Annotated in this window: 27 protein-coding genes; 18 read left to right on the forward strand and 9 right to left on the reverse strand. The window is 69.1% G+C overall.

Annotated elements, in window-relative coordinates; translation table 11 throughout:
* The first annotated feature begins 52 nt into the window (after positions 1–52).
* The 5 genes from H9Y04_RS43225 (at position 53) to H9Y04_RS43245 (ending at position 6,328) form a co-directional block, all read left to right on the forward strand.
* On the forward strand, positions 53–1,783 hold the full coding sequence (locus tag H9Y04_RS43225; RefSeq protein ID WP_187819750.1) for a glycoside hydrolase family 6 protein: 1,731 nt from the start codon (positions 53–55) through the stop codon (positions 1,781–1,783).
* Positions 1,784–1,921: 138 nt separating this feature from the next.
* Complete coding sequence (locus H9Y04_RS43230) at positions 1,922–3,280, forward strand: hypothetical protein (RefSeq protein ID WP_308802034.1); 1,359 nt, start codon at positions 1,922–1,924, stop codon at positions 3,278–3,280.
* Complete coding sequence (locus H9Y04_RS43235; protein ID WP_187819751.1) at positions 3,277–3,684, forward strand: SHOCT domain-containing protein; 408 nt, start codon at positions 3,277–3,279, stop codon at positions 3,682–3,684. Before H9Y04_RS43230 ends, H9Y04_RS43235 begins: the two co-directional genes overlap by 4 nt.
* Positions 3,685–3,784: 100 nt before the next feature.
* Positions 3,785–5,143, forward strand: a complete 1,359-nt coding sequence (locus tag H9Y04_RS43240; RefSeq protein WP_308802035.1) for a chloride channel protein — start codon at positions 3,785–3,787, stop codon at positions 5,141–5,143.
* Positions 5,144–5,308: 165 nt separating this feature from the next.
* Positions 5,309–6,328, forward strand: a complete 1,020-nt coding sequence (locus tag H9Y04_RS43245; protein ID WP_187819753.1) for a TIGR00341 family protein — start codon at positions 5,309–5,311, stop codon at positions 6,326–6,328.
* A gap of 61 nt (positions 6,329–6,389) precedes the next feature.
* On the opposite strand, the gene H9Y04_RS43250 is transcribed toward H9Y04_RS43245, so the two are convergent.
* Entirely contained in the window at positions 6,390–6,893 is a 504-nt protein-coding gene (locus H9Y04_RS43250) for a putative immunity protein (RefSeq protein ID WP_187819754.1), read from the reverse strand.
* A gap of 99 nt (positions 6,894–6,992) precedes the next feature.
* Between H9Y04_RS43250 and H9Y04_RS43255 the strand changes: the two genes are divergently transcribed.
* The gene (locus H9Y04_RS43255) at positions 6,993–7,340 is read left to right on the forward strand and encodes a VOC family protein (RefSeq protein ID WP_187819755.1); all 348 of its coding nucleotides are present in this window, start codon (positions 6,993–6,995) and stop codon (positions 7,338–7,340) included.
* A gap of 46 nt (positions 7,341–7,386) precedes the next feature.
* Complete coding sequence (locus H9Y04_RS43260) at positions 7,387–8,217, forward strand: phosphotransferase (RefSeq protein WP_187819756.1); 831 nt, start codon at positions 7,387–7,389, stop codon at positions 8,215–8,217.
* A 38-nt stretch (positions 8,218–8,255) separates the two neighbouring features.
* Here the strand turns inward: H9Y04_RS43260 and H9Y04_RS43265 are convergent, their stop codons facing one another.
* On the reverse strand, positions 8,256–9,338 hold the full coding sequence (locus tag H9Y04_RS43265) for a pyridoxal-phosphate dependent enzyme (RefSeq protein WP_187819757.1): 1,083 nt from the start codon (positions 9,336–9,338) through the stop codon (positions 8,256–8,258).
* 295 nt (positions 9,339–9,633) lie between these two features.
* Here H9Y04_RS43265 and H9Y04_RS43270 point away from each other — a divergent pair, with 295 nt between their 5' ends.
* Positions 9,634–11,199 (forward strand): S8 family peptidase, encoded by a 1,566-nt coding sequence (locus tag H9Y04_RS43270; RefSeq protein ID WP_187819758.1) that lies wholly within the window; start codon positions 9,634–9,636, stop codon positions 11,197–11,199.
* A gap of 78 nt (positions 11,200–11,277) precedes the next feature.
* On the opposite strand, the gene H9Y04_RS43275 is transcribed toward H9Y04_RS43270, so the two are convergent.
* Positions 11,278–11,856 (reverse strand): CGNR zinc finger domain-containing protein, encoded by a 579-nt coding sequence (locus H9Y04_RS43275; protein ID WP_187819759.1) that lies wholly within the window; start codon positions 11,854–11,856, stop codon positions 11,278–11,280.
* The gene (locus H9Y04_RS43280; RefSeq protein WP_187819760.1) at positions 11,853–12,512 is read right to left on the reverse strand and encodes a pyridoxamine 5'-phosphate oxidase family protein; all 660 of its coding nucleotides are present in this window, start codon (positions 12,510–12,512) and stop codon (positions 11,853–11,855) included. The genes H9Y04_RS43275 and H9Y04_RS43280 overlap by 4 nt, the downstream gene beginning before the upstream one ends.
* 608 nt (positions 12,513–13,120) lie before the next feature.
* Between H9Y04_RS43280 and H9Y04_RS43285 the strand changes: the two genes are divergently transcribed.
* Complete coding sequence (locus tag H9Y04_RS43285) at positions 13,121–13,879, forward strand: DUF6928 family protein (RefSeq protein WP_187819761.1); 759 nt, start codon at positions 13,121–13,123, stop codon at positions 13,877–13,879.
* 106 nt (positions 13,880–13,985) lie between these two features.
* Here the strand turns inward: H9Y04_RS43285 and H9Y04_RS43290 are convergent, their stop codons facing one another.
* The 3 genes from H9Y04_RS43290 to H9Y04_RS43300 all read right to left on the reverse strand — a co-directional run bounded on the left by H9Y04_RS43290 (position 13,986) and on the right by H9Y04_RS43300 (position 16,405).
* On the reverse strand, positions 13,986–14,276 hold the full coding sequence (locus tag H9Y04_RS43290) for a CPCC family cysteine-rich protein (protein ID WP_187819762.1): 291 nt from the start codon (positions 14,274–14,276) through the stop codon (positions 13,986–13,988).
* Between the two features lie 954 nt (positions 14,277–15,230).
* Positions 15,231–15,641 carry a hypothetical protein gene (locus tag H9Y04_RS43295; protein ID WP_187819763.1) on the reverse strand — a complete coding sequence of 137 codons (411 nt, stop codon included), beginning with the start codon at positions 15,639–15,641 and terminating at the stop codon, positions 15,231–15,233.
* Between the two features lie 485 nt (positions 15,642–16,126).
* The gene (locus tag H9Y04_RS43300) at positions 16,127–16,405 is read right to left on the reverse strand and encodes an immunity 49 family protein (protein WP_187819775.1); all 279 of its coding nucleotides are present in this window, start codon (positions 16,403–16,405) and stop codon (positions 16,127–16,129) included.
* 31 nt (positions 16,406–16,436) lie between these two features.
* Between H9Y04_RS43300 and H9Y04_RS43305 the strand changes: the two genes are divergently transcribed.
* The 9 genes from H9Y04_RS43305 (at position 16,437) to H9Y04_RS43345 (ending at position 24,679) form a co-directional block, all read left to right on the forward strand.
* Positions 16,437–17,405, forward strand: coding sequence for an FAD-dependent oxidoreductase (locus tag H9Y04_RS43305; RefSeq protein ID WP_187819764.1), 969 nt, complete (start codon positions 16,437–16,439; stop codon positions 17,403–17,405).
* A 191-nt stretch (positions 17,406–17,596) separates the two neighbouring features.
* The gene (locus H9Y04_RS43310) at positions 17,597–17,929 is read left to right on the forward strand and encodes a hypothetical protein (RefSeq protein WP_187819765.1); all 333 of its coding nucleotides are present in this window, start codon (positions 17,597–17,599) and stop codon (positions 17,927–17,929) included.
* A 20-nt stretch (positions 17,930–17,949) separates the two neighbouring features.
* Entirely contained in the window at positions 17,950–18,261 is a 312-nt protein-coding gene (locus H9Y04_RS43315; RefSeq protein ID WP_187819766.1) for a pore-forming ESAT-6 family protein, read from the forward strand.
* Positions 18,262–18,332: 71 nt separating this feature from the next.
* Complete coding sequence (locus H9Y04_RS43320; RefSeq protein ID WP_187819767.1) at positions 18,333–18,743, forward strand: DUF6507 family protein; 411 nt, start codon at positions 18,333–18,335, stop codon at positions 18,741–18,743.
* The gene (locus H9Y04_RS43325) at positions 18,740–21,481 is read left to right on the forward strand and encodes a hypothetical protein (RefSeq protein ID WP_187819768.1); all 2,742 of its coding nucleotides are present in this window, start codon (positions 18,740–18,742) and stop codon (positions 21,479–21,481) included. Before H9Y04_RS43320 ends, H9Y04_RS43325 begins: the two co-directional genes overlap by 4 nt.
* A 12-nt stretch (positions 21,482–21,493) precedes the next feature.
* Positions 21,494–22,360, forward strand: coding sequence for an immunity 49 family protein (locus H9Y04_RS43330; RefSeq protein ID WP_187819769.1), 867 nt, complete (start codon positions 21,494–21,496; stop codon positions 22,358–22,360).
* Positions 22,361–22,767: 407 nt separating this feature from the next.
* A complete protein-coding gene (locus H9Y04_RS43335) occupies positions 22,768–23,025 on the forward strand; it encodes a hypothetical protein (protein WP_187819770.1) in 258 nt (85 codons plus the stop codon).
* The gene (locus tag H9Y04_RS43340; RefSeq protein WP_187819771.1) at positions 23,022–23,201 is read left to right on the forward strand and encodes a hypothetical protein; all 180 of its coding nucleotides are present in this window, start codon (positions 23,022–23,024) and stop codon (positions 23,199–23,201) included. The genes H9Y04_RS43335 and H9Y04_RS43340 overlap by 4 nt, the downstream gene beginning before the upstream one ends.
* An 818-nt stretch (positions 23,202–24,019) precedes the next feature.
* Positions 24,020–24,679 (forward strand): DUF2637 domain-containing protein, encoded by a 660-nt coding sequence (locus H9Y04_RS43345; protein WP_187819776.1) that lies wholly within the window; start codon positions 24,020–24,022, stop codon positions 24,677–24,679.
* Between the two features lie 45 nt (positions 24,680–24,724).
* On the opposite strand, the gene H9Y04_RS43350 is transcribed toward H9Y04_RS43345, so the two are convergent.
* Positions 24,725–25,393, reverse strand: a complete 669-nt coding sequence (locus H9Y04_RS43350; protein WP_187819777.1) for a nucleotidyl transferase AbiEii/AbiGii toxin family protein — start codon at positions 25,391–25,393, stop codon at positions 24,725–24,727.
* A gap of 5 nt (positions 25,394–25,398) precedes the next feature.
* Complete coding sequence (locus H9Y04_RS43355) at positions 25,399–25,791, reverse strand: hypothetical protein (protein ID WP_187819772.1); 393 nt, start codon at positions 25,789–25,791, stop codon at positions 25,399–25,401.
* Between the last annotated feature and the right edge of the window lie 446 nt (positions 25,792–26,237).

Raw genomic sequence — 26,237 nt, forward strand, 5'->3', positions numbered from 1 at the left:
CCCCGCACGAACCCGCACCCATCGCCTTACGAAGAAGGGACACCCCCACACCATGAGCCGTACCGGAAACAGATCCGGTGTCGCGTTACTCGCGGCCCTCACCCTGACCGGCGCCGCCTGCGCCGGCACCGCACTCGCCCTGCCCTCCGGCGCACCCGCCGCCGCGGCCGCCCCCGCCTGCACCGTGGACTACAAGGTGCAGAACCAGTGGGACTCCGGCTTCACCTCGGCCGTGACCGTCACCAACAACGGCGCCGCGGTGAGCAGTTGGAACCTCACCTGGTCCTACGCCGGCAACCAGAAGATCAGCAGCGGCTGGAACGCCGAGCTCACCCAGTCCGGCGCCGCCGTCACCGCCAAGAACATGAGCTACAACGGCTCGCTGCCCACCGGCGGCTCCACCTCCTTCGGATTCAACGCCACCTACAGCGGGACGAACGCCGTGCCCGCGACGTTCAAGCTGAACGGCGTCACCTGCAACGAGGACACCGGCGGTCCCACCGATCCGCCCACCGATCCGCCGGGACCCGGTGAGCGCGTCGACAATCCGTACGCAGGCGCCAAGATGTACGTGAATCCGGAGTGGTCGGCGAAGGCCGCCGCCGAACCGGGCGGCACCGCGATAGCGAACCAGCCCACCGCCGTCTGGCTCGACCGCATCGCCGCGATCAACGGCGTGAACGGCGGGATGAGTCTGCGCGACCACCTGGACAAGGCACTTGAGCAGAAGGGCTCGGGCGAGCTGACCGTCCAGTTCGTCGTCTACAACCTGCCCGGCCGCGACTGCGCGGCCCTCGCCTCCAACGGTGAGCTCGGCCCGACCGAGATCGACAAGTACAAGACCCAGTACATCGACCCGATCGCCGCGACCCTCGGCGACGCGAAGTACGCGGGCCTGCGCATCGTCACCACCATCGAGATCGACTCACTGCCCAACCTCGTCACCAACGTCACGCCGCGCCCGACCGCGACCCCCAACTGCGACGTGATGAAGGAGAACGGCAACTACCAGAAGGGCGTCGGCTACGCCCTCGACAAGCTCGGCGCCATCCCCAACGTCTACAACTACATCGACGCCGGCCACCACGGCTGGCTCGGCTGGGACAGCAACTTCGGCCCCTCCGCCGAGCTGTTCAAGACCACCGCGACCAGCAACGGCGCCCAGCTGTCCGACGTCCACGGCTTCATCGTGAACACGGCCAACTACAGCGCACTCAAGGAGGACCACTTCAAGATCGGGGACTCGGTCAACGGCGTCTCGGTGCGCCAGTCCAAGTGGGTCGACTGGAACCAGTACACCGACGAACTGTCGTACGCGCAGGGCATGCGCGCCAAGCTGGTCTCGCTCGGCTTCGACCCGAACCTCGGCATGCTGATCGACACCTCGCGCAACGGCTGGGGCGGTCCGAACCGGCCCACCGGTCCGGGTGCGCAGACCTCGGTCGACACCTACGTGGACGGCGGGCGCTACGACCGCCGTATCCACCTCGGCAACTGGTGCAACCAGTCCGGCGCCGGCCTCGGCGAGCGTCCGCAGGCCAACCCGGAGCCCGGCATCGACGCCTACGTGTGGATCAAGCCGCCGGGTGAGTCCGACGGTGCGAGCCGCCCGATCGACAACGACGAGGGCAAGGGCTTCGACCGCATGTGCGACCCGACGTACGAGGGCAACCCGCGCAACAACAACCACATGTCCGGTGCACTGCCCGACTCACCGCTTGCCGGGCACTGGTTCCCGGCCCAGTTCCAGGAGCTCCTGAAGAACGCGTACCCGGCGCTGTAACCCGGCGCTGCGGGCGGCCCTGCCCCGTCATCGGGGGCCGGGCCGCCCGTTCCGCGTTCACCCGTTCGGCCGCGCGCCGATCGCCGCCGCCCCACCCCCGGGTTTCGCTGAGCGTCACGGAACCTGGAGGTGGCCGGCGTGCCGGACGACGTGGGAAGGCAGGCTTCGGGCGAGACGCAGGAGCTCGAACGACTGCGTGCCCGCGTGGCCGAGCTGGAGTCCGGCCGGCCCGCGGGGCGGCCGCGCCGCCGGGGCCGCTCGGCGCTCGGAGCCGTGCTCATCGTCCTGGGCTGTGTGCTCGCGCCGCTGGGCGTGGTGGCCGCCTGGGCCTCCGGTGTCGTCGGCGACACCGACCGCTATGTCGCCACCGTGCAGCCGCTCGCCTCCGACCCCGCCGTGCAGGACGCCGTCGCGGCCCGGGTCACCGATGCGGTGATGGACCACATCGACCTGAAGGACCTGCTCTCCTCGGCGGCGAGCGACGAGCGGCCGCTCCTGGAGAAGGCCCTCGGCAGGCTCGGCGACTCCCTCGACGGCGCCGTCCGCAGCTTCGTGGACGACAAGGCGCAGGACGTGGTCGCCTCCGACGCCTTCGAGACGCTGTGGACCGCCGTCAACCGCAAGGCGCACGCCGCCGTGAACAAGGCCCTCACGGGCGACGGCGGCGGCGCGGTGAAACTCGACGGCGACCAGGTCACCCTCGACCTCGCGCCCGTGGTCGAGCTGGTGAAGACGGAGCTCGTGGACTCCGGGCTCACCCTCGCCGAGAAGATCCCCGAGGTGCACACCTCCTTCCCCGTCGCCGAGTCCGAGCAGCTCACCAAGGCCCGTACCGGCTTCCGGCTCCTTCAGCTCGTCGGCAACTGGCTGCCCGTCCTGGCCCTGCTTCTCGTCGCCGCCGGGGTGCTGCTCGCCCGCAACCGCCGCCGCGCCGTGATCACCGCCGCGCTGTGCGTGGCCGTCGCGGTCGCCCTGCTCGGCGCCGCGCTCACCGTCTTCCGGCCCGTCTATCTGGACGCCCTGCCGGCGGGCGTCTCGCAGCCGGCGGCCGGTGCGGTGTACGACGCCTTGGTCCATTTCCTGCGCACGACCGTACGGATGGTCATCGCGCTCGGTGTCGTCGTCGCGCTCGCGGCCTGGCTCACCGGACGGGGCCGCCGGGCCCTGCTCGTACGGAATCTGTGGTCCTCGGGCATCGGCGCCGTACGCGGTGTCGCCGACCGCGCGGGGATGAACCTCGGACCCGTCGGGCCCTGGGTCGCCGGGCACCGCAAGTGGATCGCCTGGGTCCTGATCGCGGCCGCGCTCGTCACCTACGTCCTGTGGAGCTACCCCACGTTCTGGGTCGTCACCGGCCTCGCGCTGGTGCTCCTTCTCGCGCTGGCCGTCGTGGAGTTCCTGGCCGGCCCGCCCTCCAACGAACCGTCCATCGACAGTCCGTCCATCGACAGTCCGTCCACCGACGGTCCGTCCCCCCACAAGGAGAAGACACCATGACCATCGCCGCCGACTACCCGCTCCTGAACCTGTTCTGGACCATGCTCCTGCTGTTCTTCTGGGTCCTCTGGTTCTTCCTGCTCTTCAAGATCATCGGAGACGTCCTGCGGGACGACGGCCTCAGCGGCTGGGGCAAGGCAGGCTGGCTGATCTTCACGATCCTGCTGCCGTTCCTCGGTGTCTTCGTCTACGTGATCGTCCGCGGCCGCTCGATGGGGGAGCGGGACATCGCCCAGGCCAAGAAGGCGGAAGCGGCCTTCAAAGACTACGTACGCGAGGCGGCGGGCACGCCCGGGTCCGGCCCCTCCAAGACCGACGAACTCGCCAAGCTGGCGCAGCTCAAGGAGAGCGGTGCGCTGACCGAGGAGGAGTTCGCCAAGGCCAAGGAGAAGTTCCTGGCCTGACAGCCCGTTTCCGGCAGCCGGGTCCTGATGACCGGCTGCCTCCTGCCGACGGCCGATGTCCGATCACCGGCGGCCGTTGTCCGATCAGGGGAGTGACGACGTGGACAGCAGCACCTCGGAGCAGAGCCCTTCGACCGAGAAGGGCGCGGCCTTGCTGCGCAGCACCCTGCTCAGCCCGGGTTACCTCCGGCTGCTGCTGCTCTGCGCCCTGATCGGCATCCCGGTCGCTCTCGCCTGCTTTCTCTTCCTGACCGCCGAGCACGAACTGCAGCACCTGGTCTGGGAGAAGCTCCCCGAGGAGCTCGGCTACGACCGTGCCCCCTGGTGGTGGGCGCTGCCGACGCTGCTGCTCGCCGGTCTGATCCTCGCGCCGATCATCACGCGCATGCGCGGCCACGGCGGCCACGTTCCCGTCCACGGTCTGGGCGGTGCGCCGATCGGCCCGCTCGACCTGCCCAGCGTCGTCCTCGCCGCGCTCGCCGCCCTGCCGCTCGGTGTCGTCCTCGGCCCCGAGGCGCCCCTGATGGCGATCGGCGGCGGCCTCGCGCTGCTCGCCGTACGGGGAATGAAGCAGCAGGCCGGGCAGGGCCCCGTGGCCGCCAAGGCTCCCATGCTGCTCGCCACGGCGGGCTCGACCGCCGCCATCTCCAGCATCTTCGGCGGCCCCATCATCGCCGCCATCCTCGTGGTCGAGAGCGCGGGCATGGGCGGCGCGGCGCTCGTCATGCTGCTCGTTCCCTGCCTGATCGCCAGTGCCACCGGGGCGCTGGTCTTCACCGGGTTCGGCGACTGGACCGGTCTCTCGATCGGCGCACTGCACCTGCCGAAGGTGCCGCCGGACATGACGCCCGACGCGGGCGACTTCCTGTGGGGCGTACCGATCGCCGCCCTGATCGGCGTGGCCGTCGCCTATCTGCGCGGCCTCGGATACGTGGTCGAGCGCTGGCTCGGCGAGCAGACCGCCTTGCGTATCGTGCTGTGCGCCTTCGGTGCCGGAGTCCTGCTCACGCTGTACGCGCTGCTCACGGACCGCTCACCGGAAGAGGCCGCGCTCTCCGGGCAGTCGGCGCTCGGGGCGCTCGCCGCCGATCCGCACAACTGGTCCGTGGCGGCGCTGCTCGTCCTGTTCCTGTGCAAGGGCCTCGCCTGGAGCCTCTGCCTCGGCAGCCTCCGCGGCGGCCCGATCTTCCCTGCGATCCTGCTCGGCGGCGCCATCGGCATCGCCTGCTCGGGGCTGCCGGGCCTCGGCACCACACCGGGGCTCGCGCTCGGCATGGCGGCCGCGAGCGCGGTCGTCACCGGGCTGCCCCTGAGCGCTTCCGTCCTCACGGTGCTGCTGCTCGGCAGCGACGCCCACAACCAGATGCCGCTCATCGTGATCGCGGTGGTCGTGGCCCTGGTCGCCGCGCAGCTCGTCCCGTCGCGCGACCAGCAGGCCGTACTGCCGAACGCGCCCTGATCGACGGCCCGTCACCGTTCGGCCCGTCACCCCGCCCGGCCCGTCACCCCGCCCGGCCCGTCCCCGCCCGGACCGTCCCCGCCCGGACCACCACCGCCCGGCCCGTCTCGCTTCGTACGGACGGGACCCGCATCACCCCGTACAGCAGAAAGGAGATACCTGGACATGGCGCGAGTCGACGCGGACGCGGCCCGGCGGATGACCGAGGCGCTGTTCATCGAGCCCTCCCTGCGCAGCCCGTCCTCCACCCGCTTCTGGGCGCTGCTCGTGCTCGCCTCTGTGATCGCCGGCGCGGGCGTCATCGGCGACTCCACCGCCACCGTGATCGGCGCGATGATCGTCGCCCCGCTGATGACCCCGATCCTGGGCAGCGCCCTCGCGCTGGTCCTCGCCGACCGCGACCACGTGCTGCGCAGCGTGCTGCTCGTCCTGCTGGGCGCGAGCGCCGTCGTCGTGATCGGCATGCTGCTCGGCTGGATCGTCTCGCCGCCCGACGCCTTCGCCTCCAACAGCCAGGTCTCCTCCCGGATCAGCCCCCGCCTCATCGATCTGCTCGCGGCCCTGGCCACCGGTACGGTCGGGGCGTTCGCCCTGGTCCGCACCGACATCTCGGACACCCTGCCGGGCGTCGCCATCGCGATCTCCCTCGTACCGCCGCTTGTGGTCACCGGCCTGCTGATCACCGCGCACCGCTACCACGACGCGAGTGAGTCGGCGCTGCTCTTCGCCACCAACGTGGCCGCGATCGTCGCCACCGGCACCATCGTCTTCCTCGTGTACGGGGTACGGGACGCCGCCGCCGAAGCGGGGCTGCACGTCGGCGAGTTCAGCGGCCGCACCCTGGCCGTCATCCTCGGCGTGGTGGTCCTGATCGCCGTGCCGCTCACCACGGGTACGGTGAGCGTGGCCCGCGACCGCTCGCTCGTCGCCGAAGCCCGTCCGGTCGCCGAGGCGTGGGCCGCCACTGGCAAGTGGCAGATCGCCTCGGTCGAGGCCCGTAACGGAATCATCGTCATCGGCGTCCTCGGCCTGCCGCCCCAGCCCGCTCCCGCCGCCCTGCGCACCGCACTCGACCGCAAGGGCCTCGGCGACGCCGACCTCGAACTGCATCTCGTGGGCGGCCGCACCCACTGGTGCCCGGCGAACACCGACACCTGCACCGTCAAGGACTCGGCGCGCAGCTGAGGCGGGGCGCCCGGTCGAGGCGGGTCGGCCACTTCGGATCGCCGGCCGGGCCCGCCGTGTCTCAGTCCTCGAACACCGACCAGCAGATGTCGTTGCGCAACCGCTGGTCGTCCAGGACCAGTTCACGGATCGCCGCGGGCAGTCGCTCCCGCTGCCGGCGGCATTCCTCCCGACCGGCCTCCTCTCCGCCGGCGGCCCGTACCGCCTTGATCGCATACGCGGCCGCGCCGAGCTCGTGCGCGGCGACATGCGCGACACACGCGGCCTGCCCCGCGGCATACGCGGCGTGGCGTGCGGCGCCGCGCAACTCCCGTGCCGCGCCCATCGCATGCCCGCCCGCGGCGCGCGCCTCCATCATTTTGACCTCGCCCCGCACCCAGGCCCGCGCGGCCGCGATCGCCGCACGGGGACGCGGGTCCCCGGGCACCTCGGCTTCGAACAGCCCGAGCACATGCTCCGCACACTCGGCCGCCCACAGCGCGAGCAGCCGGTGGTCCTCGTCGGTGAGGCTCCCGCCGCGCCGGACGGTGGTGAACCGGGGGTCCCTGACTTTGGGAAGAATCACGCCGACCTGCTCCTCGTACGTCGAAACCCGCTCCTGTCGGTCCCGCGTGAGGGAGGGTGGGTCGACTGCAGGGGGCGGACTGTTCACGAGGGAGAAGTCATGAACGAGATCCCGACGAACCGGGTGACCTGGTTCCAGCTGCCCGCCGATGACGTCGAGCGGGCCTGGCGATTCTACGGCGAGGTCTTCGGGTGGAGCCAGGAGGAGGTGTACGCCAACGAGGTGCGCCCAGGGGCGATCAACGGGGAGATCGCGGCCCGCGGCGACGCCCTGCGCGAACCCCGCCTCGTCCTGCGGGTGGACGACATCGACGCGGCGCTCCTGAGGATCACCGCGGCCGGAGGTCACGTAGCGGTCGGGCGTACGGAGATCCCGGAGATCGGCATGGTCTACGCCTCGTTCGTCGACACCGAGCGGAACACCGTGAACATCGTCGGTGACCTGTAGCCGCCGATCCGTCACCGGTGACCATCCGATCAAGGGAGGGAGCGGTATGGAGGAGCGCGAGCTCGGGCAGGCGGTCGAGGCGGCGCGGGTGACGGCCACCGGGCTCGGGCTGGGCGTGGACGACGCGGTCGTCCTCCACGACTCCGACCGGATCGCCGTGCGGCTGCTGCCCTGCGATGTGCTCGCTCGGGTCGGGCCGGTGGGGCAGCGGGAGGACTTCGCGTACGAGGTGGAGGTCGCGCGGCAGCTCGCCCAAGTGGGCGCCCCTGTGGGCGAACTCGAGCCGCGGGCCGGTGCGCGGGTGTACGTGCGGGGTGCCTTCGCCGTCTCGCTGTGGCGTCACTACGAGTCCGTGGGGCCGCAGATCCCGCCGGCTGCCTACGCGGACGCGCTCCTGCGCCACCATGCCGCCCTGCGCCACATCGCCCTGGACGCACCGCACTTCACGGAGCGCGTCGACGCCGGGCTGCGGGTGGTGACCGATCCCGAGAGGTCGCCCGAACTGCTGTACACCGAGCGGGAGTTCCTCGCCGGCACGCTCGCCGGGCTCGCCGCCTCGATCGGCAGCGACAAGGACCGCGACCAGCTGCTGCACGGCGAGCCCCATCCGGGCAACCTCCTCCATACGCGCTCGGGCCCGCTCTTCGTGGACCTGGCCACCTGCTGTCGCGGCCCCGTGGAGTTCGACCTCGCGCACGCGCCCGAGGCCGTGGACGCGTATTACCCGGGCGCCGACCCCGACCTGGTACGCAGGTGCCGTGCCCTCAACTGGGCCTTGTTCTCCGCTTGGCGCTGGCGCCGCGAGGACCAGATGCCCGACCGTGCGCACTGGCGGGCGGAGGGCCTGACCCGCGTCCGCACCGCACTCGCGGGCTGAGCGGGCTCACCATGGGTCCGGGTGCTCCTGCCTACCCCTCACCCCGCCCCGCACAGCGGCACCACCACCGACCGCACACCGAGCACCCCCGTCCGTACCGCCGCCCAGCACGCCACTGCCGTCGGCTCCACCGCGAGGCCGCGGTGGGCCAGGTCGCGGCGGGCCGCGTCCAGCTCGGCCTCGTCCACCGTGAGGAATCCGCCGCCGAACTCCCGTACGGCGGACAGGATCTGGCGTGCACGAGGCGGGCGCGGGATCGCGATGCCGGCCGCCGCCGTGTCCCGCAGCGGCGCCGGATCGCCGAGGTCGGCCGCGCCCGAAGCCCACGCACGGGCCAGCGGCGCCACCGCCTCCGCCTGCACCGCGTACAGCGCGGGCAGCCGGTCGATCAGTCCGGCCGCGTGCAGTTCCCGCAGGGCGAGGGCCGCGCCGAGCAGCAGCGTTCCGTTGCCGACGGGGACGACGAGTGCGTCGGGGAGCCGTCCGCCGAGGTCCTCCCAGATCTCGAAGACATACGTCTTGGTGCCGTGCAGGAAGTACGGGTTGTGCACATGCGAGGCGTAGAAGGTGCCGGGTGCCTGCGCCGCCGCACGGGCCGCGACCGCCGTCGCCTCCCGGTCGCCGGGCACCTCCTGCACCTGCGCGCCGAACTGCCGGATCGCGGTGAGCTTCCTGGCCGCGGTACCGGCCGGAACGTACACGGTGCAGGGCAGTTGACCGCGTGCGCAGTAGGCCGCCACCGCACGCCCCGCATTGCCGCTGCTGTCCGCGATGACCTGCTCGGGGCCGAGCCGCGTGGCGAGTTCGGCGAGCATCACCGCGCCGCGGTCCTTGAAGGACAGCGTCGGCATCAGGAAGTCGAGTTTGGCCGAAACCCGTTCGTTCAGCGCGACCAACGGCGTACGGCCCTCGCCCAGGCTCACCGAGGGGTTTGCGAGCGGGAGCGAAGCCCCGTACCGCCAAAGGGAGTTGACCCGTCCGCCCAGGGTCTTCAGATCTCCGGGCGTCGGATGGAAGTCCAGGTCGAGGGGTCCTTCGCAGACGGGGCAGCACCAGGCGAGGGTGCCGCCGGGCACTCGCGTGCCGTCCTTCGGGCAGACGTAATCCGGCAGGGAAGTCATGAGCACAAGCTAATCGCGCCGCGCGGTGCTCCGTGCCGGCGATGTGTCATGTCGGCCGTATGACACTTCTGTTGCGGCAGTGCAGGACTCTTGTGGGATTCCTATGGATCAGCCAACCTTTCGCTCAGCGATCCGGCGGCTACCCACCGACAGCGGATCACCGCGGTTTGGCATGCGCATGGCTGTTACGCACGACGAGGTCCGGTCTGCGCATGACCGGCTCCGGAACGCCCGCTCCACGCACCCCCCGCACCACCCCCCCACCAGTGCACCATCCACGAGGAGGATCCCTCAGATGGCACCGAAGCGTCCCGCACGGCGAAGACTGGCAGGCATAGGCGCGATGGCCGTGGCGGCCCTCGCCCTGGGCGTCGTCTCCGCTCCCCACGCAGGCGCGGCTCCCGTCGGCAAGATCGAGAACGCCGGCGCACCGGGAGCGATAGCGAACAGCTACATCGTCACGCTCGACAAGGACGCCGCGAAGTCGGACTCCGCGCAGGGCAAGGCGCTCGCCAAGGAGTACGGCGCGCAGATCGAGCGCACGTACAAGTCGGCGCTCAACGGCTACGAGATCGAGGCCACGGCGGCCGAGGCGGAACGATTCGCCGCTGACCCGGCGGTCGTCTCGGTCACCCAGAACCGTACGTTCACGATCTCCGCGACCCAGCCCAACCCGCCCTCCTGGGGCCTGGACCGGATCGATCAGAAGACCCTGCCGCTGAACCAGAGCTACACCTACCCGGACAAGGCCGGCGAGGGCGTCAACGTCTACGTCATCGACACCGGCGTCCGCATCACCCACAGCGACTTCGGCGGCCGTGCCTCGTACGGCTACGACGCCATCGACAACGACAACACCGCCCAGGACGGCCACGGCCACGGCACCCACGTCGCCGGCACGGTCGCGGGCGGCTCCTACGGTGTGGCCAAGAAGGCCAAGGTCGTCGGCGTCCGCGTGCTCAACAACTCCGGCTCCGGCACGACCGCGCAGGTCGTCGCGGGCATCGACTGGGTGACGCGCAACGCCGTGAAGCCGGCCGTGGCGAACATGAGCCTGGGCGGCGGCGCCGACTCGGCCATCGACACCGCCGTACGCAACTCGATCGCCGCGGGCATCACCTACGCCGTGGCCGCGGGCAACGAGTCCACGGACGCCTCCACCCGCTCGCCCGCCCGTGTCGCCGAGGCCATCACGGTCGGCGCGACCACGAGCAGCGACGCCAAGGCGAGCTACTCCAACTACGGTTCGGTCCTGGACATCTTCGCCCCCGGCTCCTCGATCACCTCGGCGTGGAACACCTCGGACTCCGCGACCAACTCCATCTCCGGTACGTCGATGGCATCCCCGCACGTGGCGGGCGCGGCCGCGATCTATCAGTCGCTGAACCCGTCGGCCACCCCGTCGCAGGTGCGTGACGCGCTGGTCGCCGCGTCCAGCACGGGAGTGGTCACCAGCCCGGGCACCGGTTCGCCCAACCGCCTCCTCCAGGTCGGCGGCGGCACCACCACCCCGCCCGGCAAGGCCTTCGACAACGCCACGGACTACGCGATCAACGACAATGCCACCGTCGAATCGCCCATCACCGTCAGCGGCGTCACGGGCAACGCCCCGGCCGGCCTCCAGGTCCCGGTGAGCATCGTGCACACCTACATCGGTGACCTCCAGGTCCAGCTGATCGCCCCCGACGGCACCGCCTACACCCTCAAGGGCTACGGCACGGGCGGCAGCAGCGACAACATCAACACCACGTACACCGTGAACGCCTCCTCCGAGGTCGCCAACGGCACATGGAAGCTCCGGGTCAGCGACAACGCGAACTACGACACCGGAAAGATCGACTCGTGGGGCCTGCGCTTCTGACGCACCCCTGAGCGCGAACTGCGCGTGGCCGCCCCGGACTTGGTCCGGGGCGGCCGCCTCTCATACTTCTGCGCGTACTCACCGATCCCGTACGCGGGCGTAGTGACGGGCCGCGCGGGCGCGGTTGCCGCAGCCCGGCGAGCACCATTCGCGGCGCGGATGGTCCTTGACGAAGAAGAGCACGCACCCAGGACCGTGGCAGGCGCGCAGGTCGGCGAGCCGCGGCCCGGCGAACAGGTCCACGGCATCCTGCGCGATCGCACCGAGCACCACGGTCACAGCGGGACCGTCCCCGCGCACCACCGCCCTCGGCGACTCCGCCCAGCGGAGCTCGCGCCGGCAAGGGGCCGCGGCGGCATGCCGGTTGAGCGTCCGCAGCGGGCCGGGGGCCGGCCGCTCCTCCCGTACGGCATGCACCGCGATGTCCCGTACCGCATCCCGGATCTCGCGGGCACGCGCCAGATCGGCCTCGCCGACCGACCGCAGATCGGCCTCGGTGAGCGGGACCGCGAGCCGGTCGTGCACCCCGGCCAGCCACTGCGCCAGCTGCTCCACCGTCCGCAGCCCATCCTGGAGCCGGCCGCGGACGGCGTACGTGGCATTGGCCAGCTCGACGGGCAGGGGATCGCCGAGCTGGGGGCCTGTGGTGACGGTCATCCAGCTGCCTTCTCTTCCGCGTTCTTGTGAGCCTCGTCCGCCAACTCGTCCGGGCCCGCCCGGAGTCCGGCGTTCTCGCGCTCCAGCTCGGCGATGCGGTCGTGCAGCGTGACCAGCGCCTCCTCTACGTCGCGCCGGGGGAGCAGCTGGGGAATGTGCTGGTTGCAGTTCCAGTCGAAGCCCTCGACGTCGATGAGCAGAGCACGCTCGGGCCGCCCGCGATACCCCTCGACGGCCAGCGCGGCCAGCGTGGCGGGGTCGTCCTCCACGACACGGGCACGCCCGAGGATCTTGAGCCTGGCCTGATGGGCGTAGTCCATGAGGAACAGTGCCACGCGGCCGTCGTGATCGAGGTTGCCACGGGTGATGTACTGCCGGTTGCCGCGCAGGTCGGCGAAGCCGAGAGTGTGCTCGTCGAGCACCCGCAGGAAGCCACGCGGCCCCCCTCGGTGCTGGATGTACGGCCAGCCCGTCTCGCTGACGGTCGAGAGATAGAAACTGTCGCGCTGCGCGATGAACGCCGCCTCGTCGACCCCGATCCGATCCCGCTCCTCGGGCCCCGCGGCCATCCGCAGATACGCACGGTCGCTGCCGTGCACCTTCTGGTGGTGCCTGACCGCAGGGGTGAAGGCCAGTTGAGCGAAACGGTTGCTCATGGGGTGCCCTCTCGTCGGGAGCCGGTGCCGGTGAGTTCTAGCGGTTGAGAATCGGTGTAACCGTTAGAAGGCGGGATGTATTCCGGGGCGGAGCACCTCACCGTCCATGCCGGCACGGCACGCATACCGGCTGGATCGGTCTGACCACCCAACAGTGCGCGGAATCAGCGCCGTTGCCGGGGCCGGAGTGGCAGATCGTCGTGGACGTGAGCATCTGCAGCACGAGCGGCGCACTGCACCTGTTCAGGTGGGGCGGCGACCAGGTCGAGGAGGCCGGTTGTTCACCGCGCGGACAATGTGCTCGCTGCCGCGCACCACGACTCTGCCAAGCCGCCGGAGGAGCCGACCATGGGTTCGTACGTTCCCTCGCGGAAGGTGAAGACGCTCACCATCTCTGATGAGGCTGATCCCGTAACCACCGCTTCCCGTCGTCAACGCCTCAACCAGGCGGCTGTCGAGGTCCGGTGGGGACCGTCCGGGACGCCGACCGCGATCGCGCAGAGCGCCAGATCGCAGTGGGGCGGCCAAGCCGGGCAGGCAAGCCGGTCTGTCAGTGCTCGTGGTTAGAGTGCGCCCGTCATCAGACGTGAAGCTCTGGGGGAGGGGCTATGGGAGCCAAAACGGGACTGCTGGTGTACGCGGACGGCAATGCGCCAGGTCTGCTTCGGCAGGTGAATGCCGCGGACCTCGACCGGACGGTCGCCATGATGCGGAGGCTGTACCCCGGTTGGGAGATCGAGCAGTCCGAGGGCTCGAACCTTTGCGACGGCGTCTACCCACCGAACGGGACGGTGTACGCGGCGAGCTGGCCGGGCGTCGAGGTCATCGGCGATCAGGGCGTAATGATCGACGCCCCCTCTCAGCTCCCGGAACACCTCGTAGCGGCAAGCGCCGGCCGACGGCTCGTGCTGCATGCCATGCACAGCGTCGTCGACTGGCTGGCGTTCGCGGTGTGGGAGGACGGCCGCCTCGTCCGCTCGCTGAGCCTGTCGCCGGACAGCGGAATCATCGAGAACATCGGCGAACCGCTCCCCTTCGAACTGCCCTACTGGGCCGGAGACCGCCCCGCGGACATCGTCCCCTGGCCCGGCGAGGAGGAAGAGCCGTATGCCCTCCCCTTTCACCCCTTGGACATGGGAGAGGACGCGCTGCGCGCGCTCTGCGGGTTCATCCAGGAAGGCCGCCCCGAGCCCGACGACCTCGACGCGGACGCCATCGAGCTGTACGGATTCCACGTGCGGGACCCACACGGGCCCGATCCCGCCGCGCGGGAAGCGGAGTTGAGAGGAGTCATGGCGGACATGGATCCGCCCCGCATCTACACACTGGGCGCCGACGGCTCTCTGATCGAGCGTGACGGCCTTTAGGCTGTCGCAACCGCACGTGCAGACGAACTGGTGCTTGCAGGCAGTCGCATACCTCCATATCCCGGAAGCGTCGCGAGAGCATTCTGTCCCGGGCTGTCGAGTGGGCTCAGGTCAGAGGGTGTTCGTGCGGGAGCGGTTCGCGTATGAACTGGGTGCATCGCTCGTTGCAAGCTCCCATGGCGCTGAAATTCCTTCGCGCTTCAGCGAGGCTCAGCCGGCCATTGGGGCCGCCTCTTACGCGGTCGGCATCGTGGTCGTCCTGCCCGTCGTCCTCCCAGAAGCACACCGGACAGATCTCGAAGTTGCTGCGCTCGACGAGCGTCAGGAATCCACAGCAGGGGCAGCGATGCGGGCCGTCCTCGGCCCTGCCCTGGATGTTGACGAACGGAGTGGCCATCACGGCATCCTGCCCGGCATCGCCACCGCTCGCGAGCGGATTGCCAGGGGCTGCCCGGCTCGCGGAGCCATGAGCTTGGGAAGCTGCGACGTTCTACGGCGTATGTGGCGCATACGGCTGCTTTCCTGGCGAAACGGCGGAATCGCGACCTGCATTGATGTACGTCGCAGAACCGCGATTTGCGCGCCGCCAAGCGCGGGCTCTCGATGAGGCAGGAGGATTCCGTCCGCGTTACCGATCTTGTCGATGTGCCGGGAAGCCGGACCGCTCCAGGCGTCGTCGCACCTCACCGCCAGGCGGGATTGTGGCTCGGCATCCAAGGTCCGAACAAGGACCATCGGCCAACGCGTGATCCACAACTCACAGGCGGGCCAATCCATATACGTGTCGCAGCATGAGTACGAGTACTCATGCTGCGTGGGCACTGGGGGTGCAGGCTGCGCCCTATGGACAGTTCGAGATCAATCGACGTCCTCATCGCCCTGGGAGCCATGGCATTGGTGCTCGGGCGCTGATGGCTATGCCTGGCGTCCTCGGTTCCTGCGCCGTCACTGAGTGGGGCAGTGGACTCCCCGCCCCGTCGGGCACGCAACGGGCGGGCGCTCCTGTCGAAGCGGTACGCCTCCGTTCGCGGACCCCGACGACGCGGACTGCCAACGTCGGGCCATTACGATCCCGGCCGATCGCATCACCTTCGAAGACGGGCAACTACTCTGGAACGCGAACCAGTTCATCGATCCGCGGGAGAGTCGGTGTGCCTGGGCAGTACTGATCATGCTGCTCAGGTCGGTCCGAACCTCTGCGGTGACCGCTGCAGGCAGGCTCTCGATTTCCTCGATGGCTGCCGGGGCGTTGGTGCCGGAGGCCGCGGCGTCGTCGGGAGGCCCCCCGCCGTCGCGGGTTGCGTCACTGCGCCCCGGCGTACGACGGGCCGCATGCGCCGGGCGGCTTCCGCTACTTGCGGCTGAGGGTTTGGTACTTCCCGTACGAAGGATCTCCCACCAGGCTCCGCATTTCCGGATGCGCCTTCGAGCCGCCCAACTCCCACGGGTTGCCTTCGCAGACGGTGATCGACAACCGCTTCGCTTCCTTGTCGTCGGGATACAGGCCCCACTCGCCGGTGCCGCTGCACTCCGACACCTTGTCGACGTCGTTGTTGAACACGGCAAGGTTGGTTACGACGACGGTGCCATCGTCCTTGAAGAGCAGGGTCCCGGTATCGCCCTCGGTCCAGGTGCCTACGATCTCGTCCCGAGCCAGAGTCTGCGGCTGCCATATGCACCCCGTGGCCAGCGTCAACACCGCGACCGCCAAGACCACTCCACGCAACCCCGCCGCAGCGACCCGCCCTCGTGCATCACGCATGACTCCCCCTTGCATACGTCAGACCCTGGTTGATTCGCGCACCAGATCGTCAGCACTCACGGTGCCATGAAATTTGAACATGTTCAACTCTGCGCGGGCGGCGGCTCCTTGACGGTGTGGCGCCGGCGAATCTCCGACGCCACACCGTCAAGGAGCCGCCACCCATGGGCAAGCGTGCCTACGACCCCCGGCACACGCGGCTGACGAAGCGGCTCAACGACGGGATCCCGCCGGTTCAGGTTTCGGAGGAGCGGCGGAGCTTGCCCGACCTGCCGGAGCGACACGGATCAGTCCCCCTCGCACAGATCCAGCGAGGCGGTGCCCAACCGCACCCGGTGGGCATTGCCGTGGTGGGTGACCGATTCGGGTGGCGGGGCTGAGTCGCTCATGACGTCCCGTCACTCGCCCTTCTCGCCCGGCCACCTGCCCGTGCCACTCCTGCGCCCTGCCGCAGGAGCGGGTGTTCACCAAGCGACCAACTCGGCTCATGTGGGGAATTCGCCGAGCCATGCGCGGTTGAGCAGTTCGCGCGGAATGTAGGGCGATTCGACGTCGATCGGGAACTGGGCGTCGTAGGCCAGGCATGCCATGGCCAGCGGTCCGAGCGCGAGGTATCCCTCCACGGAACTCGCGCGCTCCTCCGATGCACTCCAGTACGCCCTGTGCTGTTCCAGCGCCTCGATGAGCGTCTGCTGGAATGCTTCCTGGTCCTTGCGGATGAAGCGGTGGAACAGGCTGACCGGTTGGAAGAGGAGTCTGTCCAGCGATTCGCGGTCGGTTAACTACGGTCGGAGCATGACCATCGTCATCGTCGGGGCGGGCGTCTCCGGCCTCACCACCGCCGTCACGTTGCAGGAGGCGGGGTGGACCGTACGCGTGATCGCCGAGGACATCCCCGGCCGAACCTCCCTCGCGGCCGGCGCCATGTGGGGTCCTTATCTGGTCGAACCCTGGCACAAGGTCCGGGAGTGGAGCCTGACTTCGCTGGACGCCTTCCGGACCATTGCCGCCGACCCGAACAGCGGCGTCCGTATGACCAGTGGGATCGAGGCGTCGCGGCATGCGATGCCGGAACCCGAGTGGGGCGAGCTCGTCCCCGGCTTCCGCGCATGCGCTCCGGACGAGCTGCCAGCCGGTTTCGCCACCGGCTACCAATTCGCTGTGCCGCTGATCGACATGCCGGCATATCTGCAACACCTCCGCCGCCGCCTCATCGCCGCGGGAGGAACGCTGGAGGTGCGCAAGGTCGAGTCGCTGGACGCCATCTCGGTGGCGACGGCCATCGTCAACTGTGCCGGGCTCAAGGCCGGGAAGCTCGCCGGACACGACGAGGTCCGGGCGATTCGCGGTCAGCTCGTCGTGGTCGAGAACCCGGGGCTGACTGACTTCTTCTCCGAAGACACCGGCATGTCACCCGACCTCGTGTGCATCTACCCGCACGGTGACACTGTCGTGCTCGGTGGCACCGCCATCGATGGGCGAGATGACCTGGCGGAGGACGCCCAGGCGGCTTCCGCAATCGTGGACCGTTGCGCGAGCATCGAGCCGCGCCTCAAGGGCGCTCGGGTCATCGGACATCGCGTGGGGATCCGCCCGACACGCGACCAAGTGCGAGTCGAGGCGAACACCCGGGAAGACGGAACGCCGGTGGTCCACAACTACGGCCACGGCGGTGCGGGCGTCACGTTGTCGTGGGGCTGTGCGCGGGACGTACAGCGACTTATCGAGATGGCGGCTTGGGCTGGTGGGCCGCGCGGGGTGTGACCAGGCGTTGGGGCCAGTGTTTTCCACCAGCCGCGGTACGCCGGAACTGGCGGGAATCACATTGCGTTCGCAAGGGCTTTCGGGTGAAAATGGCCGGTACTCGTTACCTGTGTGACGCATGCGCAGGGCGGGGTTACGGGGCCGGTTCCGGCTCTGTCCGGGTAGACCGACATCCACGGGGGTGGGTTCGCGTGAAGTTCGACATGGGTGCGTCCGTGTTGTCGAATCTGCGGTCGCAGTCGCAGGGTTCGAGCGATGATCTCGGGTCGCTGATCCGGCAGTTGATCGCCGCGGCGCAGCCGTTGGAGGGCCGGTTCAACGGCAGCGGCAAGGCGGCCTTCGACGCGTTCAAGAACAACTCCGATGAGATCACGGCGGCGTTGAACGGGTCGCTTTCGGCGATCCTCGGCGGACAGGCCGGGATGGACACGGCGTTCGGCACGGGTGATCAGGAGTCGGCGGACAACGCCCGCTCGTCGATGGCCGCCGCGAACTTCGACGCCGCCCGCTTCGGCGGACGCTGAGACACGGGGGATTTGGGGATATGGCAGGCAACGCTGACCGTCGTTCGTACGACATGGCCGCGTCCTCGGACGCGCAGGGCAACATCCAGGGCGTGATCGCACGTCTGGAGCAGGTGATCACGGACCGGGACCGTGCGGTGAAGGCGGCCATGGCCGACTTCCAGGCCGACGGCGTCTCGGACTCGTATCACGACAAGGAACTGCGCTGGAACCGCGCCTCCAACGAGGTCCGCACGATCATCCAGCTCCTGAAGACCACGCTGGAGAAGAACGACGGCACCGCGCAGCAGACCCTGTCGCGCGCGAAGGCCGCCGTCGACGGCATCGGCTGAGCCGGGCTTTCAAAGGCTGCGCGGAATCGTTTATGCAGCCGCCGGGGGCGGCTGACTCACGGGGTGTGTCTATGTCGAAGTGGGATATCAAGCCGCAGGGCGTGCAAGGCCAGCTGACCATGACCGGCGAGGCCGCGAAGGATCTGGCCGACGCGGCGAAGGCGATGGTCAACGATCTGATGAGCGCGGCCGGTTCGGCGGGGACGGCGGTGCCGGGCAGTCAGTACAGCGGGCCCATGATCGGCCCCGTCGTGCCGGGCACGCCTCGCAACCCGGTGGGGCCGGTGGCCGCTGCGCTCTCCAAGTACATGGAGGAGCGGCAGAACCAGCTCCAGTCCATGGCCGAGCGGACCGGAAACTCGATGACGGGTGCCGCGGAGGCCACCAACGCGTATGTGCAAGGCGACTTGGACATGGCCGCCGAGGCGCAGAGTAAGGCGCTCAAGACGCCGAGGGTCGATCTGCCGGGGGCGGGCAAGTGAGCGAGACGGCGCTGAATCCGGAGGAGATCCCGGAGTTCACCGGCAATCTGGAACAGCTGGAACTGGACGCCTCGGCCGTTGCCCTGGACGGGACCGCGATCGCGGAGGCCGCGTCGAAGGTCGACTCGACCTTCCGCGGGCTGTCGTCGTACTACGCGGCGCCCGAAGCGGACCAGCTGTTCGCCTCCACCGCCCCAGTGGCCACCGGCGGCGGCGTGTTCGAGGACGACCTGACCACGATCGGCGGTGCGCTCGCGGCGTACGCCACCGAGATCCGCCCGATCGTCAACCGGTTCAAGCAACTGCGAGCCGAGGCGGAGGCGTTCCGTACGTCCATCGCCGACGACGACAAGTGGCGTGAGGACGGCGACCTGGTCGAGGAGAACAACAACCGGCGCAGCGCGGTCAACCAGGCGTTCGCCGACTTCCAGGCCGCCGAACGCACCTGCCACAACAAGATCGTGGCACTGGTCGGCGGCACGGCGCTGAAGGTCACCGACGGCTCCAAGGACAAGAACCAGTACGGCTTTCGCGCCGAGGACCTGGACGGCGCCAAGGACCTGCCGTGGGGCGATCCGGTCGAGGAGTCCACGCCCTGGTACCACATCCACGAGCATGCCTGGGAGTTCGGCAAGGGCCTCGTCGTCGACGGCGTCTGGGGCACCCTCAAGGGCCTGTGGACACTGGTCAACGTCACCGACTGGGAAGCCTTCTCGCAGGCCTGGACGGGCCTGGCCAAGCTCGCCACCGGCATCGCCATCACAGCCTCCCCGTTCGGCGCGGCGTTCTGGCTCGCCCCCGAGGACAAACTCCCTTCCTGGGTCCGCGATTCGCGCACCGCGATGAAGGAGACCGGCAAGGCACTCGTCGCCTGGGACCAGTGGGGCTCCAACCCCGCACGCGCCGCCGGCGCCACCACCTTCAACGTCCTCACCACCGTCTTCACCGCCGGAGCGGGCGCAGGCGTGGCCGGGGCGGGCAAGGCCGGAGCGATCAGCAAGGCCATCGCCGCGGCGGGCAAGGCGGGCCGGATCATCGACCCGATGACCTACGTCTTCAAAGCCGGCGCCACCACCGGCATCAAGATCGGCGAGGTGGTCGCGGGTCTGCGGATGCTCACCGACGGCACCTACGTACGTCTCGCCGACACCAACTTCCAGATCATCGACCAGCCCGCCAGAGCCGGCGACCTCCCGCCCGGCGTCACCCGCGAGAACTCCGTACCGCTCAAGGACCCGGAGACCGGCGAGATCGTCTACTTCAAGCCCGAGGGTGCGACGATCCACCACCTCGACGGCACGGTCACCCCCGCTGCCAAGGAAGCCTCCGCCGCGGAACGGCTCGCACAAGCCGCAGACCGTCAGGGCGCGCCTCAGATGGTGTCCGTCGGAGTGCGACCGGCGGACGGTATCGCCCAGGTCGGCGACGGGCTGGGCGGCACGGTCCGGACTGGTGACACGCCGGTCGGAGCTGGTGTCCGAGCGGAGTCCGGCACCTCCATCAGCGGGTATGCCGACAACGGCGCCACGGGCGCCCGGATGGACCTTGAGGCCGGTAGCGGCGGCCGCGGCACGAGCGCTGGCGGCCTCGCGGACAACACGACCGGAGGCGGGTCCCGCGACGTCGGCACGGGCGGTACGGAAGACCTGGGCCGCGGTGCCTCAGGAGGGCACGAGCCTCCCGTTGGTGGCCGGGGTTCCGGCTCCGAAGGCGGCCCGCTCGACGACATCGGCCGCGCGGGCGACGAGGGCCTTGATGGCGCAGACGGACCAATCGGGTCGGGCGATGACGCTGCCGGCACAGCACAGCGCGGCGACGGTGGAGATGGCAACGGATTCGGAGCCGCCGAGCGTGAGTTGACCACGGCCGAGCGCCGAGCTCTGCAAGAGGAGCATGTTCGGCTGGCGAACGAAGACCCTGCCTGGTTCAAGAAGCACTACGACATCCTTGGGCGCCGGCGGCCCCATATCGGGCAGGTAGACGGCGTCGATCTGCCTCAGCTGACCAAGGGCCCGGACGGGCGGTGGATCTCTCATCACGACCTCCCGAGCGGCCCTTCCGAAACCAAACTTGCGACCAAGCCTCTGGGTAGGGATACCGCTCCTGGCGAGCATCTGCAGACGCTTGACCGCAGAATGTCTGATCGCGAACTACTGCGGGATCTCCTCAACGCGCAGAGAGAGTTCAAGGAGAGCCCCTCCGCAGGTAACGCGGAGAAACTCGCCAAGGCACAGGAAGAATTTAGTCGACAACTCGGAGACACTCCACCTAACAGCAAGATTTCTGAACGGCTCGGCGACGATGCTGCCGCGCTCCACGGAATTCCGGCAGGCTTCAATGTCGTCGAGGAAATCACCCTCCCCAAGACGCCCAACGGCGCCGACATGTTTGATGGCGCATACCGTCTCGACGAAGACGAAATCCTCCTCACCGAGCACAAATCACCTGGCAATGACCTGGATTGGCGGCAGGGACGCTCCGACCCAGGCGACCCGGACAACCCAGTGCTGGGCGACGACGGCGGCGCCAGTGGCATGCGGGTCAAGCAGGCGACGCTCCCGTACGTGCGCACGATCCTCGCCGAGATGACAAGCCGAGGCGGCAGAGATGCCGAACTGGCCCAGGAGTTCCGACGAGCACTCAGGGCAGGCAAACTACGCTTCGCTGTAGTCAAGGTGAGGGATCCTGACGCATCCAAGTATGCTGGGGTAGACGTGACAGAGATGAAATTGCACTGAGAGAGGGGGCGCATGACAATCCACATCCCTCGCCACGACTTCCCCGTGGAAGACATGGATGAGGCTCTCGCACCGATCCTGCAGAGCGCCGAGGAAGCAATCGCGGAGATTGAGACATCCGAATTCGACCGCTACGACGCGTTGGATTTCTCGCTCACTCTCGCCAAGTGGGCTTGTCTGTCAGACCCGATGGTCGGCGAGCTCGGTACGTGGGAGACATGGGTCACTGCGATGCAGGTCGGTTCCGGCTTGTTCATCTCAGGTGCGGCCGAAGCGGGCACCACGGCCTGCCGCATCGGAACCAAGGGTGAGATCAAGAATCTTCCCGCTACCGGGCCGCAGGAGTATCTGCATGCCGGTAACTGGCTCACCTCGTACTACCTGGCGGTGATCTGCCGGGAGAATGAGCGCCTCGATCAACTGGTGCGCATTCCGGTGTCGTTCCTGCGTGCTTCCGGCATGGAATTCGACGAGTACGTGTACGCCTGGGTGGAGACGCTGCAGAACGCCTGGTTCGGTCGCCGGGAAGCCTGGGACACGCTCGTGACGGCGATCGACGGTACCGATCCGGCTCGCCACAGCATTGCCTCCGCCGACCTCATGCTGAAAGTGCTCTACCCCCCGCTTGAGGTTTTCCATCGGTACCAGCTCCAAGAGCCGGAGCAGTTCAACGCAGCGCTGGAGAAGGCTGTCACGTGGCATCGCGAGTACTGGACCAGTGACGAAGCACGGGCCAAGAGTGGCACAGGCCTCGTCGCGCTGGGCCCGCTGGCCATCGCATGCATGGCGTTCGATGCCGGCATCCCGGTGGACGTCGACTCCGAGTACTTGCCGAAGTACCTCTTGGAGCGAAGGTGGGTCGGCGCCTTCCCCACGTGATGAGCAGACGCAATGCGTCGTCCAGGGCGGCGTCGGCTTCGGCGTTGACGCGGTCGTAGTGCCGGAACACCTGTCGAGCCTGGGACTTGGTGAGGACCGGTACCGGTGCGGGCGCCTTGGCGGTGGAGGTGTCCTCGCCGCTACACGCGGTGGTTGCGGGGATCAGTAGCGCGAGGACGAGGTCGGCGGTTGCCGGCAGGGGGACCGAGATGCCATCGCGTTTCCTCCCCGTCGACCCGCGGGAGGGGTCTCTCACTCAGCGTACGGGTCGGTGATCAACTGGCCAGGGGAGACGGCTCGATGTCATCCGCAGGGGTGATGGGTGCCCGGTTGGTTGCTTCGCCCGGATCCACAGAGTCGGCCGTCTCCACGCACCGCTCCGGGCTGGGATGGTGGCGACAAGAGCAATGCCGACCACCTCTGATCAGGGGCTTCCGCTCTTCGCCGAGCCAGCGGTGTGGTGGACGCGGGAACGAATCCGCGATCACCGGCGGTCCGTCATGGTCTACTCCCTGCCGTTCACCAGCGCGCTGTTGCTGAGCGCGCTGTGCACCATCGCCGTCTCGCTCGTCCCGGGCAAGGTGGTGTGCCTGCGCGCGGGGCGCGGGCGCCACCGCCGTGTCGCTCCGCGTTGGTACGCACTGCGTAGGGGTGTGCTGCGGTGAGCCCCGCGCCTGTGTGGGCCGGAAACGCCGTCGTGTACCGCTGGACGTCCTGCACGCCGAACCCGGCCGCCGCCGCGCGGGCCGTGTTGCGCCGCTCGCTGACGCGGTTGCGTCTTCCCGCTGACGCCGTGAGCGATGCCGTGCTCGTCGTCTCCGAGCAACCACCGATGTCGTGATCACCCCATGAGGGGACTGCCCCGTCAGGTCCATCGCCCGCCACTCCTCGTCATTGCCGTTCTTGATCTTTGATGCTGATCTAACCGCCTGGTGAGCCCGATGCACAGGCTGGCGGAACGGCTTTGGCCGGTGTCCTGCCCGGTTTGGGGTCGGGCATGATCAGGGGGCTTTACGCTCGCCAGCGAAATCGGGCAGGCGAGCCTGCCCCTGTAGTGCCCGATTGACCCCCTGGTCTTGCTCGAGGCGGGACCCGAACCGGGGAGGTGGGTAAAGCCGTGGAGCCGGCCGCCCCCGCCGATGGGCAACGACCATGGAAGCGGGTCCGTCGACATTGCACCGCCGCCGCGATCCGGCCTTAGCCGAAGCACAACGCGTCTTCGACCTGCGCGTATGGCGCCCTCTTGCCCCTGTGGCCATGTGTTTTCGCCCCTCGCGGCAGCCCGGAGCCGCCGCGCTCTGCACGGCCCTCAATCCTTGTGATTGATCCTTCTGGACGTGGATCTACTTCGTTGTCCTGGTGGTTCCTGGGGTTCCGCCTGCACTCTGCTCGGCGAGATCAACTGGCGCTCTTCTTCCCTCACAGTGACAGCCGGACAGCCCCGGACCCACCCCGTGATCATCACGGCAGCGCCCGAGGCTTCTCCACGCCCCGCGAAACGGCCCCTGACCAGCAAAAGGCCCCACCGAAGCGGGGCCGAAAGGTGGCGCCCCCGGCGGGGCGCGGGGCAGAAGGTGGACGGTCTGAGCTGGGAATTTCGGGCGGGAAGCTGGTTGTGGAGGGGAGCTTCTGTCCTACGGCCCGTGGGAGGGCCGGGTGATGGGGCCGCTGGGCTTTCCGCATGGCGACTCTTCTCGGGCGCCCAGGTTCCCGGCGTCGGACGAGTGGCTGCGGCGGCTGTGTGCGCTGTTGGTGGCGGGTGTCGCGGCGTATGCCTCGTACGTGCATCAACGAGAGTTCGCGCTGCAAGGTGGCGCGGACCGGGTGAGCGCCGCGCTGTGGCCGCTGTCGGTCGACGGACTGCTGTTGCTGTCGACGGTCGGTCTGCTCCGGCCGCCGCGCGAGGGCGGGCGGGGCCGGCGCCTGCTCGTCTGGGCCGCCTTCTGCCTGGGCATCGCGGTGTCCCTGGCCGCCAATATTGCCGCGGCCCCCACTTTGGCCTGGCAACCGGTGCTGGTGGCCGGCTGGCCGCCGGTTGCGCTGCTACTCTCCGTCGAGCTGCTGGTGCTTGGCCGTGGGCGTGCTTCCTTGGAGGCTCTGGATGCAGTGGAGGAAGAGCACGGAGAGCCCGGACCGGAAGGCGAGTTGCTGACCTCAGCGCTGGCTGCCGATGCCCGGCATCGTTCCCTTCACCAGCGGCCCATCTCTGCGGAGACGCTGCGCAAGGAGCTGCGGGTCGGTGCCAAACGCGCCCGGCAGCTGGTGATGCAGGTCCGCGCCCGAAGCGACGGCGAGGGGCGAGTGCCACCATCTGCCTGAGCGCGGTGCGCGTTCCGCAGGAGCGACGGCCCTGTCCGGATGCGATCAGTCGCTGTCCGGATCGTCGGGCTCTTCGAGGAGTCGGGCCGCGAGGTCGTCGGCCCATTCCACAGCCCACATGCGCAGCGCGCCGATCGTGGCGTCGTCCAGGCCGTAGGCGGCGAAGGCTTCGTCGTCGGTCCACTCGGCGCCTGTGAGGTTTGCCTGTAGGTCCTCGCGCTCGAAGCGGCCACGGGCGTGTCGGCGGCCGAACTCCTCGAGCTCGGTATTGGTCCAGCGTCGGGAGGCGGCGAATACGTCGATCAGGTCACGCGGTGCTCCGCGGTCGGCGAGGGCGCGAACCTTGGTCCCGATCACGTCCTCCTCCGCGAGGACGGGCCCGTACGGGCTCTGGGCGACGGGCCGCCAGAAGTTCTCCTTGAGGATGTCGACCTCGCAGTCCTCGCCGGTGGTCGAGTCGGTCACGGTGAAGCGGGCGGACAGCGGGGCGGTCTCCAACGCCCGCACCGCCCAGCCGCGGGCTTCCAGGCCGGCGCGGAGCGTGGCCGCGATCTCGGCCATGGGTGCCGGATTCTCGGTGGCGACGTCGAGGTCCTGGCTAGGGCGGTTGACGAGCCGGTGTGCGCGTACGGCGTATCCGCCGGTGAGGACCAGCGGGTACGGGGAGCCGATCGCGATCACATCGGCCAGGAGCCGCGTGTGCAGCTCCGGCATGTCCGTCACGCGGCTACCCGGGCCCGGGTAGCGAGCTGGGGGAAAGCGTCTTCCCACACGGTGCGTACAGTGCGGCCGACGAGAGTGCGCAACACCGGCCACAGCTCGACAAGCAGCTCATGGTCGAGATAGCGCGGCAGATCCTCGCGTAGACCCTCGTGCAGGAGGGTGCGGTACAGGCCCATGCGCTGGCGCGGGTTGTCCAGGTCATACGAGGTCATCCCGGACCAGGCGATATGCAGGGGGAGCTCCACGACACCGTGGGCCGGTCCGTGCAGCTCGTCCAGCGACTCCGGCAGGCGCCGCCGGAATTTCTCCCGGTACAGCGCCAGGTCCTCGGCGACCAGGCCAGAGTGGTTGTTCGGCGTGGGGCCGGGGGGCTGTGGGGGGGACGGCATGGATCCATTATGGCGGTCGGAGGTATGCGGAGGTCACTATCTGGGCGGGAGCCTGAGCGAGTGGGGCACGGACCTGGTTGGGCGGCCGGGCCCATGGTGGCCGTCGGCGCGGCACGGTCGCCTCGCTCACTACGGTCTGGCGGTGGGCAGCGCTGACGCAGAGCCGTCGATTTCTGGCCTGTCTGGCGCGCTGGGCATGGTAGTCGGCGACCTCTCTCGTGGGGCACGATCGTTCGTTGTGCTGACGGACGGGGGCGTATGGATTCGGATGCCTTGAGATCCCAGAACGCCTGGGCGGATGGGGCGGGAGCGCGGAAGTTTCCTGCAGTGCCGCGACAGCCGGTGAACGGCAGCGGCCGGCTCGGATACGGTCATGTCCCCTGTAGTGGTGTAACGGCGTCGGGTTGATCTTCTGGCTGGGGGTAGATCGAGTCCATGCCGCCTTT

The sequence above is a fragment of the Streptomyces polyasparticus genome, assembly GCF_014493765.1.
GTDB lineage: Bacteria > Actinomycetota > Actinomycetes > Streptomycetales > Streptomycetaceae > Streptomyces > Streptomyces polyasparticus.

Bases quoted from the DNA above. Each gene is read 5' to 3' on its own strand.
- H9Y04_RS43225 (WP_187819750.1), top strand. From the start codon at position 53: ATGAGCCGTACCGGAAACAGATCCGGTGTCGCGTTACTCGCGGCCCTC.
- H9Y04_RS43235 (WP_187819751.1), top strand. From the start codon at position 3,277: ATGACCATCGCCGCCGACTACCCGCTCCTGAACCTGTTCTGGACCATG.
- H9Y04_RS43245 (WP_187819753.1), top strand. From the start codon at position 5,309: ATGGCGCGAGTCGACGCGGACGCGGCCCGGCGGATGACCGAGGCGCTG.
- H9Y04_RS43255 (WP_187819755.1), top strand. From the start codon at position 6,993: ATGAACGAGATCCCGACGAACCGGGTGACCTGGTTCCAGCTGCCCGCC.
- H9Y04_RS43260 (WP_187819756.1), top strand. From the start codon at position 7,387: ATGGAGGAGCGCGAGCTCGGGCAGGCGGTCGAGGCGGCGCGGGTGACG.
- H9Y04_RS43265 (WP_187819757.1), bottom strand. From the start codon at position 9,338: ATGACTTCCCTGCCGGATTACGTCTGCCCGAAGGACGGCACGCGAGTG.
- H9Y04_RS43270 (WP_187819758.1), top strand. From the start codon at position 9,634: ATGGCACCGAAGCGTCCCGCACGGCGAAGACTGGCAGGCATAGGCGCG.
- H9Y04_RS43275 (WP_187819759.1), bottom strand. From the start codon at position 11,856: ATGACCGTCACCACAGGCCCCCAGCTCGGCGATCCCCTGCCCGTCGAG.
- H9Y04_RS43280 (WP_187819760.1), bottom strand. From the start codon at position 12,512: ATGAGCAACCGTTTCGCTCAACTGGCCTTCACCCCTGCGGTCAGGCAC.
- H9Y04_RS43285 (WP_187819761.1), top strand. From the start codon at position 13,121: ATGGGAGCCAAAACGGGACTGCTGGTGTACGCGGACGGCAATGCGCCA.
- H9Y04_RS43290 (WP_187819762.1), bottom strand. From the start codon at position 14,276: ATGGCCACTCCGTTCGTCAACATCCAGGGCAGGGCCGAGGACGGCCCG.
- H9Y04_RS43295 (WP_187819763.1), bottom strand. From the start codon at position 15,641: ATGCGTGATGCACGAGGGCGGGTCGCTGCGGCGGGGTTGCGTGGAGTG.
- H9Y04_RS43305 (WP_187819764.1), top strand. From the start codon at position 16,437: ATGACCATCGTCATCGTCGGGGCGGGCGTCTCCGGCCTCACCACCGCC.
- H9Y04_RS43315 (WP_187819766.1), top strand. From the start codon at position 17,950: ATGGCAGGCAACGCTGACCGTCGTTCGTACGACATGGCCGCGTCCTCG.
- H9Y04_RS43320 (WP_187819767.1), top strand. From the start codon at position 18,333: ATGTCGAAGTGGGATATCAAGCCGCAGGGCGTGCAAGGCCAGCTGACC.
- H9Y04_RS43330 (WP_187819769.1), top strand. From the start codon at position 21,494: ATGACAATCCACATCCCTCGCCACGACTTCCCCGTGGAAGACATGGAT.
- H9Y04_RS43335 (WP_187819770.1), top strand. From the start codon at position 22,768: ATGCCGACCACCTCTGATCAGGGGCTTCCGCTCTTCGCCGAGCCAGCG.
- H9Y04_RS43345 (WP_187819776.1), top strand. From the start codon at position 24,020: ATGGGGCCGCTGGGCTTTCCGCATGGCGACTCTTCTCGGGCGCCCAGG.
- H9Y04_RS43350 (WP_187819777.1), bottom strand. From the start codon at position 25,393: ATGCCGGAGCTGCACACGCGGCTCCTGGCCGATGTGATCGCGATCGGC.
- H9Y04_RS43355 (WP_187819772.1), bottom strand. From the start codon at position 25,791: ATGCCGTCCCCCCCACAGCCCCCCGGCCCCACGCCGAACAACCACTCT.